The sequence below is a fragment of the Pontibacter sp. CAU 1760 genome, from assembly GCF_054482735.1.
The window spans coordinates 12,007-28,208 of the sequence record NZ_JBTLRL010000004.1 but is presented as its reverse complement, the minus strand read 5'-3'; the positions used below and the strand labels follow the sequence as shown (position 1 = coordinate 28,208).

General features: G+C 44.4%; 13 protein-coding genes. 11 read left to right on the top strand and 2 right to left on the bottom strand.

Going from position 1 to position 16,202, the window contains the following annotated elements:
* Window positions 1–450 precede the first annotated feature (450 nt).
* Complete coding sequence (locus tag ACXYMU_RS06640) at window positions 451–2,592, top strand: copper-translocating P-type ATPase (protein ID WP_458985584.1); 2,142 nt, start codon at window positions 451–453, stop codon at window positions 2,590–2,592.
* 60 nt (window positions 2,593–2,652) lie between these two features.
* The gene (locus tag ACXYMU_RS06635) at window positions 2,653–3,111 is read left to right on the top strand and encodes a hypothetical protein (protein ID WP_458985583.1); all 459 of its coding nucleotides are present in this window, start codon (window positions 2,653–2,655) and stop codon (window positions 3,109–3,111) included.
* Between the two features lie 203 nt (window positions 3,112–3,314).
* On the opposite strand, the gene ACXYMU_RS06630 is transcribed toward ACXYMU_RS06635, so the two are convergent.
* Window positions 3,315–3,929 (bottom strand): DUF2911 domain-containing protein, encoded by a 615-nt coding sequence (locus ACXYMU_RS06630; protein WP_458985582.1) that lies wholly within the window; start codon window positions 3,927–3,929, stop codon window positions 3,315–3,317.
* 453 nt (window positions 3,930–4,382) lie between these two features.
* Here ACXYMU_RS06630 and ACXYMU_RS06625 point away from each other — a divergent pair, with 453 nt between their 5' ends.
* The 8 genes from ACXYMU_RS06625 to ACXYMU_RS06590 all read left to right on the top strand — a co-directional run bounded on the left by ACXYMU_RS06625 (window position 4,383) and on the right by ACXYMU_RS06590 (window position 13,107).
* Window positions 4,383–4,943, top strand: a complete 561-nt coding sequence (locus tag ACXYMU_RS06625; RefSeq protein ID WP_458985581.1) for a helix-turn-helix domain-containing protein — start codon at window positions 4,383–4,385, stop codon at window positions 4,941–4,943.
* A gap of 442 nt (window positions 4,944–5,385) precedes the next feature.
* Window positions 5,386–5,940 carry a hypothetical protein gene (locus ACXYMU_RS06620; protein ID WP_458985580.1) on the top strand — a complete coding sequence of 185 codons (555 nt, stop codon included), beginning with the start codon at window positions 5,386–5,388 and terminating at the stop codon, window positions 5,938–5,940.
* Between the two features lie 323 nt (window positions 5,941–6,263).
* On the top strand, window positions 6,264–6,830 hold the full coding sequence (locus tag ACXYMU_RS06615; protein ID WP_458985579.1) for an AraC family transcriptional regulator: 567 nt from the start codon (window positions 6,264–6,266) through the stop codon (window positions 6,828–6,830).
* A 287-nt stretch (window positions 6,831–7,117) separates the two neighbouring features.
* Entirely contained in the window at window positions 7,118–8,581 is a 1,464-nt protein-coding gene (kaiC, locus tag ACXYMU_RS06610; protein WP_458985578.1) for a circadian clock protein KaiC, read from the top strand.
* A 70-nt stretch (window positions 8,582–8,651) separates the two neighbouring features.
* On the top strand, window positions 8,652–8,927 hold the full coding sequence (locus ACXYMU_RS06605) for a circadian clock KaiB family protein (protein ID WP_458985577.1): 276 nt from the start codon (window positions 8,652–8,654) through the stop codon (window positions 8,925–8,927).
* A 290-nt stretch (window positions 8,928–9,217) separates the two neighbouring features.
* Entirely contained in the window at window positions 9,218–10,621 is a 1,404-nt protein-coding gene (locus ACXYMU_RS06600) for an ice-binding family protein (RefSeq protein WP_458985576.1), read from the top strand.
* An 11-nt stretch (window positions 10,622–10,632) separates the two neighbouring features.
* Complete coding sequence (locus tag ACXYMU_RS06595; protein ID WP_458985575.1) at window positions 10,633–12,642, top strand: outer membrane beta-barrel protein; 2,010 nt, start codon at window positions 10,633–10,635, stop codon at window positions 12,640–12,642.
* 273 nt (window positions 12,643–12,915) lie between these two features.
* Complete coding sequence (locus ACXYMU_RS06590; protein WP_439882786.1) at window positions 12,916–13,107, top strand: cold-shock protein; 192 nt, start codon at window positions 12,916–12,918, stop codon at window positions 13,105–13,107.
* A 626-nt stretch (window positions 13,108–13,733) separates the two neighbouring features.
* On the opposite strand, the gene ACXYMU_RS06585 is transcribed toward ACXYMU_RS06590, so the two are convergent.
* Complete coding sequence (locus tag ACXYMU_RS06585) at window positions 13,734–15,023, bottom strand: acetyl-CoA hydrolase/transferase family protein (protein WP_458985574.1); 1,290 nt, start codon at window positions 15,021–15,023, stop codon at window positions 13,734–13,736.
* A gap of 289 nt (window positions 15,024–15,312) precedes the next feature.
* Here ACXYMU_RS06585 and ACXYMU_RS06580 point away from each other — a divergent pair, with 289 nt between their 5' ends.
* On the top strand, window positions 15,313–16,164 hold the full coding sequence (locus ACXYMU_RS06580) for a restriction endonuclease (protein WP_458985573.1): 852 nt from the start codon (window positions 15,313–15,315) through the stop codon (window positions 16,162–16,164).
* Window positions 16,165–16,202: the final 38 nt, after the last annotated feature.

Sequence of the window (16,202 nt, the reverse complement as noted above, 5' to 3'; positions counted from 1 at the left end):
AGCTAACCTGGGTCTTCTACAACTCAGAGCCCTTTATGATTAAGTTATGATGTGTATCTGCTAATTGTGATGAGGTTACCCACTCGAAGTTTATGTTGCATGCCCGTTGCAACACTTGCAAAACAAACCTTGCAACGGGCGAGCAACTTTATCCATTGCATTAAAAACACATCGAGTGGCAAGGCTAATTCGTCTTTGATTGAAAGTATCTAATTCACAGGTTATTCATCTAATCAGAATTACTGCAGGTTTTGTCATAAACTTGTTTGCTATTATCAAATTTCCCGATTCCTTTTATTGGACATCCGTCTGATCGATTGAAATAAGACTTCTTGTTATCTAGCACACACAATAATCATTCAAAATAGCCTAGCAACCTTCGCGTCGTTTTTCGTTTACAAGGGTATTGTGCTGCTACACAAGGCATTGCAAAACACAAACCCCCATACTATGAACGACAAAGAGCATGAGCACCTGCACCATGCATCAGGCGCAAAGCATAAGGCAGAAGATAAAATTGACAGCATTGAAGAACATTTAGAGGATAAGACGCTGCACGGCCATACCGGGGCCATCCAAAAGGACACCCTCAAGCACCCACCGCACACTGAGCATGCGGAACACGGCAAGCACGAAGGCCACCAGGACCACCACCGCATGATGATCGAGGACTTTAAGAAAAGGTTCTGGATATCGCTTGCCCTCTCTCTGCCGGTAATCATTCTGAGTCCGATGATACAGGGCATCTTGGGCTATACCCTCGATGTGCCTTATAGCATGTTCATTGCCTTTGCACTTTCCAGCATTATCTATTTTTATGGTGGTTGGCCGTTTCTGAAAGGGCTGGTAGAGGAAGTCAGGAAAGGATCGCCGGGTATGATGACCCTGATCGGAGTGGCTATTACCGTGGCCTACCTCTACAGCACTGCCGTGGCTTTTGGCCTCGAGGGGATGGACTTCTTCTGGGAACTCGCTACCCTGATCGTGATCATGCTGCTGGGTCACTGGATCGAGATGCGCTCGGTGCTTGGGGCCTCCAAAGCGTTGGAATTGCTGGTTAGTATGATGCCCGACGAGGCACAGTTAATACGAAACGGGGAAACAGTTACGGTGAGCGTAGATGCCCTCCGCCCAAACGACATCATTCTGATAAAACCCGGTGAGAAAGTGCCAGCTGATGGTGTGGTAACGAAGGGTGAGAGTTACCTGAACGAGAGTATGCTGACAGGTGAGAGCAAGTCCGTGCAGAAAACACCCGAGGACAAGGTAATCGGGGGCTCTATTAACGGGAACGGATCGTTGCAGGTACGCGTGCTGACCACCGGAAAAGACAGCTACCTGAACAAAGTGATCAAACTGGTGCAGGATGCCCAAAAAACAAAATCGGAAACGCAGCGGCTGGCTGACAAAGCGGCCAAATGGCTGACCTTTGTAGCCCTCACGGCGGGCTTTGCCACTTTCTTTGCCTGGTGGCTAATGGCCGATACCGCGTTTGGCTTCGCCCTAGAGCGCATGGTCACTGTTATGGTTATCTCTTGTCCGCACGCACTTGGTCTGGCTATACCTTTGGTGGTGGCTATCTCTACGGCTGTATCAGCTAACAATGGGCTTCTTATCCGTAACCGTACCGCATTTGAGAACTCCAGGCTCATTACCACCATCATATTTGATAAAACGGGAACGCTTACACAGGGCTCGCACGAGGTAGCACAAATCGTTGCTTTTGACAAGAACTATACCCAGCAGGAGCTGCTTCGCCTTGCCTCAGGCGTAGAGCAGAACTCGGAGCATTATATTTCGCAGGGTATCCTCCGGAAGGTAAAAGCAGAGGGAATAGCTATACCTGCCGCTACAAAGTTTACCTACCTGCCAGGCAAAGGCCTTGAGGGTATTGTGGAAGGAAGAGATGTTAAAGTTGTAGGCCCTAATTACATGAAGGAGTTTGGTGTGCAGGTGCCGGAAAGCCAGGCCGAGGAAGGCGTGGAAACTGTGGTATACATTATGGTAGACCAACAAGTGACAGGCTATATCACCATGCGCGACCAGATCAGACCAGAGTCTGCGGATGCCATCAGGATTCTGAAAGAGAACGGCATCAAAAACCTGCTGCTAACCGGCGACAACGAGCGGGTGGCCAAAAGCGTGAGCGACAAACTGGGTATGGACGGCTACCTTGCCAACGTGCTGCCCCACGAGAAACAGGAGAAAATCAAGGAGCTGCAGGCGCAGGGCGAATTTGTGGCCATGACCGGAGACGGCGTGAACGATGCCCCTGCCCTTGCGCAGGCTGATGTGGGCATTGCCGTAGGCTCCGGTACCGATGTGGCCGCCGAAACAGCTGATATTATTCTCGTCAACAGCAACCCCCAGGACATTGCCTCCCTGATACTTTTTGGTAAAGCTACTTATCGAAAGATGATCCAGAACCTGATCTGGGCAACAGGTTACAACGTGATCGCCCTGCCCTTGGCAGCCGGTGTGCTCTACCAGCAGGGCATTATGGTCTCTCCTGCCGTGGGTGCTGCCCTTATGAGCTTAAGCACTGTAATTGTAGCTATAAACGCGCAGTTGCTGCGCAAAGAATTGAAGTAAATCAAGGTATAAGTCTCCTGCACAAGGGGTTTCTTTTAGATCACTTTAACAAACAAAACTATGAAAAACATTCTGATAACATCGTTTGCTCTCTTACTGCTAACTGCCTTCGGTTGCCAGTCCGATGGAAATGTGCATGCTATTATGAGCGATGAGGCACAACGCCAGGAAGTCTATAACATGATAGTGGACAATGATGAAATGCAACAGGAAATGATGCAGGTGATGCGCGACAAGAACAGCGAAGGTATGATGGAGAATGGCATGATGGGCGAGCACGGCATGATGGGAAAAGACGGGATGATGGGCAGCATGAACCGGGGACAGATGCAGCAGATGATGCAGCAAATGATGGATGACTGCGCCCAGGACTCTGCCAATTGTTCGATGATGTCGAAAATGATGCTAGGTAACAGCAGCATGATGCATAACATGATGATGCAAATGCACGAGAAAGGCATGATGAACGAAGCCTGCTATCAGCAAATGATGTCGAACATGAGCAAGATGGAGAAATAATCGGAGCAGGGTTTCATCGCTTCTAAAACCGAAAAGCCGGGGCCAGCAACGTAACGTTGCTGGCCCCGGCTTTTTGGTAAATGGCTGTCAAGGTTTTTGGGAGGAATGACCTGTATACCTCTTTGTAGCAAGTGTAATAACCTGCACTCGTTTTATTTATCTGAAATTAAATAGAAAAGGAGTGGATTTAAACGGTTGAAAGCCTAAGAGGCAGTTTGAACAGGCACTTCAACTCTTAGTTTATCCCAGGAAATCTGGATAGCTCCTTCCGAACCAGATGCAGCGTTTACTTCATACTTCAGCCTTTCCTGGTGCTGCCCCAGCGTATTTGGTTTTACCTGCACACGTACAAGGTCATCCTTTTGGTCATAGTTGTCTGCCAGGTGCTGCTTGAAATTCTTGTTGATGATTACAGTCCACTCCTCGCGGCCCGGAATCGTGAACAAAGCGTACTTGCCTGCCGGTAGTTCTTTTCCGCCGATAATAAGGGCCTTATCCGTTTCGAGGGTAGTGGCCATGTGTGCGCCGGTTACCCAAACCTGGTCATAGGCAACCAGACCGCCCCAGATGGTACGCCCCTTAACGCCGGGTGCGTGGTAGGTTAGCTTCAGGTTTGCATCCCCAATCTTGCCCGTAGCATCAGACGGAATGCTGCCTTTTATGGTATCCTGCAAGGCCGCTGTAGTTTCGGGTGCCTCTACGGCTACTGGTGCGGTGGCCTGCTCGTTATTGGCAGTCTCCTGGTTTTCATTAGTGCAGGCGGCAAATACAGCCGAGGTGGTTGCTACTATGGCAAGTAGCCGAAGCGTTCTCTTCATTGTCTTTCGTTTTAAGCGCGTTAGTTTAAAAGCAGTCTGCAAATATAGTGCTTCTGCTTTTTACTATACAAAACCTGGTTGCGCAGCTTCTTTTTTACTTTTCTAACAGATGGAGACAAAACGTAATACAGGAGAAAGCCCGAAAGCACTGTGATAATGCTTACGTGTTCGAACCCTGACGGAGGTGCGCCAGAAGGCCGAGGAGTGGATGAAAGGATTACAATCACCACCGGTCGCACCAGGCACTGAATTTCAGAGCGCTGGTGGAATTACTGGAGGAAATTGTAACTTGAAAACTAAACTTTATCACGGCTCAATTTTCTGGAAGCTTACAAATAGCTACTATACCCAACTGAGATTGTGTACATTTACATTCCTTTGATTTAAAATTGACTGGGAAAGTACAAAGCATCGCATTCAAGCCTAAATATATACCTGTGTAAAATATTAGTTATGAAGCTGTATATTAAATACATGGTGAGCCTGCGCTGTAAAATGATGGTAACGGAAGAGTTGAATAAGTTAGGTTTACAGTTTGTGGTAGTTGACTTAGGCACTGTTGAGATACTCGAAGCCATCACTCCAGAACAGCGCATGCAGCTTAAAGCCAACCTGGAAAAGTCTGGGCTAGAGCTGCTGGATGACAAGAAAAGTATACTGATAGAGCGGATAAAGAATGTGATCATTGAAATGATCCACTACTCAGATGAATTTCCGAAGGCCAATTATTCAGACTATATCAGCAAGAAACTAGATCATGATTATACGTACCTGGCCAACATTTTCTCCGAAGTCAAAGGCATCACCATTCAGCAATTCATCATATTTCATAAAATTGAAAGAGTGAAAGAGCTGCTCTTATACAAGGAGCTTAACCTGACTGAGATCGCTCATAAACTACACTACAGTAGTGTGGCTCATTTATCGAACCAGTTTAAAAAAGTTACGGGTCTCTCCCCTTCTTTTTACAAGCAATTAAAGCAGAAGCGCATGGCCAACCTGGAAAACATGTGATTTATGTAACTTATTTTTTTTACTGTGTAACATAGGTCAACAGGAATATAGTCACCTTTGTATTATCAAAAACAGCTGAACAACATAAGGTTCAGCTTCCGCCAGTAACGGATACTAAAACCTAGCAATTGATCAAAAATCACCTGTCACCAGCATTGCCAAAATCACCTACAACAGAACACCAGCAGAACAGTAAAAAAGACGTGCTGCGTTAGTACAGATTCCCACTCCTCAGGTTACTGGTTTATCACTGGTATCCAATTATCAAACCATTCAATTTTTCCTTTAAAACTGATCAACACGCTTAGCGCTCATTTCAGAGACAGATGAAATAGTGTGCTGTAGGTTGCGCCTCAGAAATTTTGAATATGTACTGTACCTGTTATGCTTTGGCAAGACGGGAGGTCTAAAACTATCCTTATCAAAAACTAAAAAACACCATATGAAGCGTTTATTCACTATTACATTAGCCATACTATGTATCAGCTTTTTCCAGTTTAATGCAGTTGCCCAGGAAAAACATGGCAGCACCTTAAATTTAGGAGTAGGTATAGGTGGCTACGGCGGTTATTACAAATATGCCAACAGCACTTTACCTGTTATCAATGTAAACTATGAGTTTGACGTGGCAAAAGATTTTACCCTTGCTCCTTTTGTCAGCTTTTCGACCTATTCGAAAGACTATTACAAGGATAAAAACACTTACTATACTTACCGTGAAACTATAATCCCAATGGGTGTTAAAGGAACATACTATTTCGATCGTATCCTTCAGGCAAACAGTAAATGGGATTTCTATATGGCTGGCTCATTGGGATTTGCTTTGATCAACTCGCGTTGGGACGACAGATATGATGGCGATAGAAACTTCTACCGTAGAGGCAACCCCTTATTTCTGGATCTCCACATAGGCACAGAATACCACTTTAATAACAAAGTAGGTGCATTTCTTGACCTTTCAACAGGCGTATCTACCATTGGCCTGGCCATACATTAAGCATCCACTACAAGTAAAATCATAACCTCTACTGCTGCTACAAACCGGATTTAATATTCGGTGGCTAGTTGCAGGATAGGTTATGCTGGTTTAAGCATAAATATTCTTTATAGAGACAGTAGTGTAAGTATTAAAAAATGCACGACACATTAATGAATTTGTATTGAGCCGAATACGTAACAAGTAGATAATTATAGATCCTGTTTACCACATTTTTTAGTTCTGATTTCATTGCTCATCATTTCGGAACAGGTTCTGATCATTTTGCCAGTAGCAGCGCCGTACCATACTCCCGGTTTTGAGTATGCACTTTACCACCATTTATGAAATTATATATAAAGTATATGGTCAGCAATCGCTGCAAAGCGCTGGTGCAAAATGAGCTTTTAAGCCTTGGATTGCAATCGGAATATGTAGTAGTAGACCTGGGCGTAGTTGAGATACACAAAGACATTACCGACATTCAGCTCGAACAGTTAAAGGAAAACCTTAATAAGGCAGGCCTTGAATTATTAGACGACAGTAAAAGCAAACTTATTGATAAAATAAAGACGCTAATCACTAAAATGATCTATTCTTCTGAAGAGCAGCCCAAGGTTAACTACTCAGTCTACATAAGCGAAAAATTGGGTTATAATTATAACTACCTTGCTACTATATTCTCCGAAGTAAATGGCATCACCATTCAGCAATTCATTATTCTTCATAAAATTGAGAAAGCCAGAGAACTCATTTTTAAGGATGAACTCAGCCTTACCGAAATTGCCCATCGACTGCATTATAGCAGTGTAGCCCATTTATCAAGCCAGTTTAAAAAAGTAACCGGCCTATCCCCTTCATTTTACAAGCATTTAAAAGATAAACGAGAGGGTGTACTCGAAAATCTGTAAAATTTGAAACATACTTGAACAAGTATGTAAAACATTGCTTTCATAAACCCGGCACCTTTGCACATCCTTAAATTTGTCTACTTCAAATTAAAGGATGAGTACGTATGTCTGCCCCGTTTTTATTCCTGAACTAGTTTTTAGACAAGGGATGCTATAATAGGAAAGATGAAGAATGCCGACGAAATCAATAAGTCACCATCACCCATTTTAAATGTCCTGACATGGTAACGCCTCGACCTGAAAGCTCGGAAAAATACCTCTATTTCATAAACCGCTTACGTTTGCCTATGCAACTTCAAAAATTGGAAACCGGAAATGCTTCCTTTGATCATATTTCTCATGGCGGACTACCGTTAGGCCGAACTACGCTTGTAGCAGGCAGCTCTGGTAGCGCAAAGACCTTGTTCGGAGCGCAGTTTCTGGCAATGGGTATTCTGTTGTTTGATCAGCCTGGTGTGTTTGTCACTTTTGAAGAACAAGTGGATGATATTCGTGAAAACCTGAAAAGCTTTAACTGGGACATTGACACGTGGGAAAAGGAAGGAAAATGGACTTTTGTAGATGCGGCACCGAAAGAAGAAATCATTATAGCTGTAGGTGATTTTGACCTGAGTGCCTTCAGAATCAGATTAGAGAGAACAGTTAAAAAGACCAAAGCGCAACGGGTGGTCATAGATTCTATAGGAAGTATCTTCACTCAGTTTAACGAAGAAATACATTCTATCAGGCGAGAGCTGATTCAGGTAGCACTTACTTTATCGCGGTTAGGAGCAACATCCATTATCACAGCCGAACGACTTGAAGAGTATGGCAAAATTACTCGCTTTGGGGTAGAAGAGTTTTTGACGGACAATGTGGTTATACTTCGAAATGTGCTGCATAACGAAAAGCGCCGCAGAACCATCGAGATATTGAAATTTAGGGGAAGCAACCACGAAAAAGGTGAAAATCCATTTTCTATAAACCCCGAAAAAGCGATAGTTATCATCCCTCTATCGGCCATGAACCTGAAGCATGTAACTACCAATGAGCGGGTAACTTCTGGTATACCGGAACTGGATAACATGCTTGAAGGCGGATTTTATAAAGGCTCGATTAACCTGGTTTCAGGGGCTATAGGCGCAGGAAAAACACTATTGGCAGCAAACTTCATCAACGGTATCCGCGAGAAAAAGGAGCGCTGTCTGCTGGTTGCTTTTGAGGAGAGCCATCAGCAACTATATCGTAACGCAAATAACTGGGGTATAGACTTTAAACAACTGGAGGAGGAAGGCTTATTAAAAGTGATGTGCCTGTACCCTGAAATATATTCACTGGAAGACCATTTTATAAATATCCAGGAAATGGTGAAGGAATTTAAGCCAGACAGAATTGCCATTGACAGTTTATCGGCTTTATCAAGAGCATCGTCTGACAAAGGTTTCAGGGAGTTTATCATCGCTTTTACATCTTACCTCAAGCACCAGGAAATAACCGGGATGTTTACGTCTAACACACCATTACTGGCAGGCGGCACTTCTGATACGGAAGGTAACATCTCTCCTATCACAGATTCGATCATACTATTGCGCTATGTAGAAATGTCTGGCGAAATGCAGCGAAGTATAGCTGTGCTGAAAATGCGCGGCTCAAAGCACGATTCATCTATCCGTAAGTTTACGATCACAGATAACGGGGCCAACATAGGGAAGCACTTTGAAGGCATAAGCGGCATACTTACAGGTAACCCTATGCTTATTAAGCTTGAGTAGCAATTTTAGTATCCTACCAATAATACGTGGTAGACAACCAACACTTTTAGCCAAATTTCAATCAACGAGCATGCATGTATTTCAGCTCTTTATTAACGGACACAGCCCTAATTCAATTGATGCAGTGGATACACTTCTTAAAATTTGCAAGGAGAATTTAAACGGGGATTATAAACTTGAGATAATAGATATACAAAAAGATCCTGATAAGGCGGAGGAAGCCGGCATTATTGCCATACCAACACTCATAAGATTAGAACCAACCCCTATTAACCGTATTATAGGTGCGTTAAATGTAAGAAGCCGCATTTTGGCTGGCTTGGGTATATCCAGTATATATGTATAAAGCATGAATTTGCAGGCAATGTTAAACTAATGTAGCGTTTAGCATTGCCTGTAAGCATTATCAGTCTTACCTGCCAATTCCTAGTCCCAAGCGCACTCTCCCTCTTTATCCTTTATTAAACAGAATCAGCTACAGGTTCAAAATTAGAAAAACATGTGATTTATGTTACATAGTTTATTTACTATGTAACATAGCACAAGAAGAATTGCACCACCTTTGTATTATCAAAAACTGCCGTGCTTAATAAAGACGCACGCACCCGCCAGTAACGGAAAATTAACAAAAACAGATTGAATTTAAGAAAACTAGTGACTGCCCTTGCGCTCGCATCGGTTGTCGTGATTGCCGGATGTAAAGAAGATACATTCATAGAAGAATTTGGGGTTTGCCCCGTTGTTTTAAACACCACTCCTAAAGACGGTGATACAGCAGTCTCCCTCAACTCTCAGATAACAGTTACCTTTAATGAGGAAATGAATCCTGAAACGATCACCCAAACATCCTTCACCCTATCAGGAACAGGGAAAGTACCCGGTAAAATATCTTACAACACAGAAACCAACACGTTAACATTTGTACCTGACAAGGACTTGGATTATTCCCAAAAATATACAGGCAACGTGGCCCCTACTGTACACGATGCCATGGGTAATGCCCTGCAAAGAGAGTATGTATGGACTTTTACTACAATTGATCCTTCGATTCCTCAAATCACTTTAACCAACCCAACTAACCTAGCTACAGGTATAGCGGTTAATGAGGTGATCAGTGCCAATTTTAGTGAAGAGATGAATCCTACAACAATCAATGCAGCGTCTTTTACCTTAAAAAGAGGAACCATAACCATTGGTGGCCAAACTAGCTACAATGGCACCACTGCAAGTTTCACACCCAATAATAGCCTGGATGCTAACACAACCTATACGGCTACTGTAAGTGCTGCTGCTAAAAGCACAAACAATGTTGCGATAGCAAACAACTTTGAGTGGACATTTACAACGGCTGCTAATGGCCAACCAGTCAATACGCCAATAGGAGTCGATCTTAAATCTGTTGGGCGCTTCGGCATATTTGCAGGAGTGGGCATTAGTAACAATGCAGGGTTTAGCGAGATCAGAAATCTGGACGTTGGTATAACACTTGGTGTGCGTTCATCAATAACAGGTTTTCCGCCAGCAATTGTTATGAACGGTGCCCTTTATGCATCTGATGATTCTGCACCTGCAGGCACATCCGCCATGCTGACCAAAGCGAAGCAAGATTTGTTGGAAGCTTACCTTTTTGCTGAGGGTGCAAGCTCACCGGCACCAGCTACTGTAGCCGGTGATCAGGGTGGCAAAACACTAGCCCCAGGTATTTACAAATCAACATCTACTTTGCTTATACAAGCCGGTAATTTAACACTCGATGCACAAGGTGACCCAAATGCGGTCTGGATCTTTCAGATAGCATCAGACTTTACCTCAGTGGGTGGTGCCGGGGGTAACATTATACTTACAGGAGGAGCTCAGGCTAAAAACATCTTCTGGCAAACCGGCAGCTCTGCCACTATCGGCGACGGTACTTCCTTTAAAGGAAACGTACTTGCCCTTACCTCTATCACCATGAACTCAGGTGCTACCGCAAAAGGTAGAATGCTTGCCAGAAACGGTTCGGTAGTAATGACCAACACAAACATCATCGAGAAGCCTTAATCAACACGCACATGACAATCAAAAATAATAATACCGGATCGCGCAAAGCGTGGTCTGCCTCTAAGCTTGCGCTCAAAAGTATCGTTCTTAGTACTATCCTTATCACAGGAATTAACACAACTACTCAGGCCCAGGATGCTCCATTCACTAAACCATCGTGGTGGTTTGGTGCAGCAGCAGGTGCAAATTTCAACTTCTACAACGGGTCTACCCATAAACTTAACTCGCAGTTCACACCGCCGGTTACTTTTCATGAAGGCAACGGAACAGGTCTTTTTGTGGCTCCTCTTATAGAGTTCCGTAATCCAGAATCAAGATGGGGATTTAATTTACAGACAGGTTACGACAGCCGCAAAGGTACTTTTGACCAACAAGTAACACCTTGTGATTGCCCTGCTGACCTATCAACCAAGCTTAGCTACATTACAGTAGAGCCAAGCCTTCGCTTTGCCCCTTTCAAAAACGCAGGTTTTTACCTGATGGGTGGTCCACGACTGGCCTTTAATGTGAAAAAGGAGTTTACTTATGATCAAAGCGTTAACCCGGCTTATCCTGATCAGCAAAAGAACCCGAATGTAACCGGTGATCTGAGCGATGTAAAAGAGAGACTTCTTTCTATGCAGGTAGGTGCCGGTTACGACATCGCGCTTAATTCGCAGAACAACCGCTCGCAGGTTATACTTTCTCCATTTGTAACGTACCAGCCATATTTTGGCCAGTCGCCGCGCAGTATCGAAACCATGACGGTTAATACGCTAAGAGTTGGCGCTGCAATTAAGTTCGGACGCGGAAAACCAAATCCGGCTTTAGCTGCCACTAATGTAAAGTTCTCTGTTAATTCGCCTGCCAATGTTATAGCAGACCGCAGGGTAAGAGAAACATTCCCGCTTCGTAACTATGTGTTCTTTGACCAGGGTTCTACTGCCATACCTGATCGTTATGTACAGTTAAACAAAGGACAAGTAAAAGACTTCAAAGAAGATCAACTGGAAGTATTCACCCCTAAAACACTCGCTGGCCGTTCGGATCGTGAGATGACAGTATACTACAATGTGCTGAACATTTTGGGCGATAGAATGGACAAAAACCCAGCTGCAACTATAACTTTAGTAGGCTCATCTGAGAATGGCCCACAAGAAGGTAAAGTATTAGCTGAAACCGTTAAAAGTTACATGGTAAACACCTTCGGAATAAAAGCTGCACGCATAAACGTTGAAGGTCGTAACAAACCAAAACTGCCTGCAGAGCAACCAGGTGGAACTAAAGAACTGGAGTTACTTCGTGAAGATGACCGCCGCGTGTCTATCGAAAGTAGTTCAGCAGCATTGTTAATGGAATTCCAGAGTGGCCCTGAAGCTACACTTAAACCAGTTGAGATCACAGCCATACAGGAAGCTCCGCTTGACAGTTATGTAACATTTACTGCAGCCGGTGCTGACAAAGCTTATACTTCATGGTCTTTAAAATTAACAGATGATAAGAATGTGGTTCAGCAGTTCGGACCATTTACACAGGAAACTGTAAGTATACCAGGCAAATCGATTTTAGGAACACTCCCTAAAGGCACGTACCTGGTAACGATGTCAGGCACTAAACAAGATGGTAGTATCGAGACGAAAGAGACAGCTGTGCAAATGGTGCTCTGGACTCCGGCAAAAGCCGAAGAAGGTCAACGTTATAGTGTTCTTTACGAGTTTAACGATTCTAAAGCAATCGCTACTTACGAAAAGTATCTATCTGAAATTGTAGCTCCAAAAATACCTGCTGGTGGCAAAGTGATCATACACGGTTACACTGACATTATCGGTGACGATACCAACAACAGAAACCTTTCTTTAGCCCGTGCAAAAGACGTAAAAAGGATCCTTGAAAACAGCCTGGCTAAAACAGGCAGAAAAGATGTGACCTTTGAAGTACACGGATTTGGTGAAGATCAGGTGATGGCCCCTTTCAACAATAAATTTCCAGAAGAACGTTTTTATAACCGAACAGTTATAATCGACATCATCCCTGGTAAATAAGCATCCCATTTATTTATGAGTAAAGAAGCTGCCTGATTTATTTCAGGCGGCTTTTTACTTTTAAAGCCCCGGCAAATTGCTGGACTCCCTCTATTAATAGTGTTTTTAAAGCCGTTCATTTATTTAATTTGAGAAAAGAGGTTGAATTATCTAAAATTAACCTTGCTAAAGATCATTGAACAAGTATTTGTAATTTATTTATTGTATATTGTAGAAAATAATGAACGTATATACCTGCAGATATGTAGTAGGTGTATAATAAAAAAACACAATATGAATAACGGAACAGTAAAATTCTTTAATGACGAAAAAGGATTCGGATTTATTAAAGAAACAAATTCAGATCAGGAATACTTTGTACATGCTTCTGGCCTTGTAGATGAGATCAGAGAGAACGACGAGGTAAGCTTCGATCTTCAGGAAGGAAGAAAAGGACTAAACGCAGTGAATGTAAAACGCGCTTAGTTCTAAGCTATAGATTTCTGAAAAAGCCTTACCTCCGGTAAGGCTTTTTTTTTGGTTATCGCAATAATTGTCATGACGGATGTAGGCTGATAGTCTCTGATATTAAACAAAATTCTACCTGACATTTCCCTCTTAAATTTTTTTTCCTGATCCCCTCATGCTAAATCATGGAAGGGTGGTGGAAGAAAAACGAACCTGTAAGACTTCTGCTACTTAGATGAGCAGTAGTGTCAGGTCAAGTAGTGGCAATTATAAGTTATGGAAGCTGTCACCTCTATAAATTACTAAAGAATCCAAATCCCTGTGGAAGTGGTTCGATGATTTCATCCTTTGGTCTACAGAGTAAACATCAAAAACCCGTTCATTTTGATAAATGAGCGGGTTTTTCGTTTCTAGAGTAGCATAAAAGCAATTAAAACTATTTTTAGCCTTGTTACTCTCTCCTCCTTATCCCTCTGATTCAAAACTATTCACTTGCATTTCTCTCTTTGTAAAACTCCTTGTTAGCTCAGTTTGAACGATCATGATATTCCTTAGTCTGATCTGACCCTTAGCAGCCAGCCTACTCTTGCGGTGGAAGTGCACAGATCTGAGGGACCAGATAGCAGCTTAATTCATCAACAGACCTACAAATACATAAATCGCTTTCTTGCTGCGTCTTCCAAGCGGTCGCGGTGGTTGGGGTGTGCTATTGCTATGAGGGCTTTGGCGCGTTGGCGCAAGTTCTTCCCATAAAGGTAGGCCACTCCGTATTCCGTGACCACATAATGGACGTTTGCCCGGGTCGTGACTACGCCTGCACCAGGGTTTATGATGGGTGTAATACGTGAAATGCCCTTTGCGGTAACAGAAGGTAGCGCGATGATCGGCTTCCCTCCTTCCGAAAGTGCCGCACCCCGAATAAAGTCCATTTGCCCACCGATGCCGGAATACTGGTAAATGCCGATCGAGTCAGACACCACTTGCCCTGTCAGGTCTATCTCGATCGCGCTGTTGATGGCAGTCATTTTGGGGTTAGTGCGGATGATGGTCACGTCGTTTACGTAGTCTGAGCGGAGCATCGTGATGAGCGGGTTGTCATCCACAAAATCATACAGCTTGCGGTTGCCGACGATAAAGCCGGTGGCAATGCGGCCAGGGTGCTTTACTTTAAACTCGTTCGTGATAACGCCTTTCTCCACCAGCGGTATGATGCCGTTCGAGAACATCTCGGTGTGTACGCCTAACCCTTTGTGGTTCATCAGGCAGCTTAGCACGGCATCGGGCACACCGCCAATACCCATCTGCAGCGTCGCGCCGTCTTCGATCATTTCAGCTATATACTGCCCGATCTTTTGTTCGATGGGGCTGACTTTTAAACTGTAATCAATTTCAGGGAGAGGCGTATTTACCTCCACCAAGGCGTCGAAACGGCTAACAGGCACCTGGGCTTCACCATGCGTACGCGGCATCTGGGGGTTTACCTGCGCGATAACGTGACTGGCACTTCTGATAGCCTCTTTGGCAATGTCGAGCGAAACACCCAACGAACAGAAACCATGTTTGTCGGGGGGCGATACGTGCACCAATGCGACATCGATGGGCATGATGCCACAGCGAAACAACCGCGGAATCTCACTCAGGAAAATGGGCACATAGTCGCCGCGCCCGCTGTTCACCGCATCGCGCACATTACCCGACACAAAAAGAGAGTTGATAAAGAAGGAGTCCGCATACCGGGCCTCCGCAAGCGGCATGTCTCCGAAGGTGCTTATACTCACGATCTCTACTTTTCGCAGTTCCTCTGCGCGCTCTGCCAATTTGTGAATCAGGTATTGGGGGGTAGCCGCGCTGCCGTGCAGGAACACCCTGTCACCGGATTTCACAACGGACAATGCCTCTTCTGCGCTTACGTAAGGTAGCTTTGTAACAGCCATACCTGTTTATACGCAGGCGTCGCACTTCTATACCAAATGATGGGAAATAGGGCTGCACAAGTGGAATGCCCCACGCCTTAATTTTCACAGATCTTAAGCGAAGCACTTAAAAAGTAGCGTACCCGTTCAAAAATTCCGTCTCTTTGTATTTCTATAAACCAGGACGCTTTAAGGCAGAATATTGCACGTATAAAAGCAGTAGCGACAGGGAGGCGCTATACCCGAGTAAGTTTCTCAGCGGAACCCCAACTCTGAAAAAACAAGCAACCCGCATGATACCCCCGACACTATGGACCAACTGAACGTTACTAAAGCCTCTGGCGAGAAAGCAGGTTTTTCGGTGAAAAAACTAAAGGCATCCTTGCGCAAATCCGGTGCCGGGAACGCTGTGGTAGATGAGGTGCTGCATCAATTAAAACCCATGCTGTATGAGGGAATCTCAACCAAAAAAATATACCGACACGCCTACACCATCCTCAAAAAACTATCGAAACCCTCGGCGGCTCGGTATAGCCTGAAGAAAGGGATCATGGAGCTTGGCCCAACCGGATTCCCGTTCGAGAAATTCGTATCGGAGTTGCTAAAGGCACAGGGCTTTACCACCGACATAGGCGTTATTGTGAACGGACGATGCGTGCAGCATGAAATTGACGTGATTGCCTTTAAAGAAGGGAAGCGCTTCATGATCGAGTGCAAATACCACAATCAGCACCTGACGAAGTCCAATGTAAGAATCCCGATGTATATCCATTCCAGGTTTAAGGATGTGGAAATGGCCCCTGATGCACCTGAAGGGTCGGATGTTCGCTTTCACCAAGGCTGGGTGGTTACCAACACGCGCTTCACAGACGATGCCATCCGCTATGCCACCTGCATGAATATCCATTTGGTAGGTTGGGACTTCCCTATAAAAGCAGGGTTAAAAGACATGGTAGATTCGTTTGGCTTATACCCCCTCACCTGCCTCACCACGTTGTCAAAAGTCGAAAAACAGCGGTTACTGGATAATAAAATCGTGTTGTGCAAAGAACTGTTGCACAACACAAAACTCTTGCAGCGCGCGGCTGTGAAAGAGAAACACCAGCAAAGCGTACTGAACGAAGTAGAAAACCTGTGTGGGGAGCATAAGCAAAATACCTGATGGCATCGCGCATTTATACCCCTGCGCCCTCAGCAGCG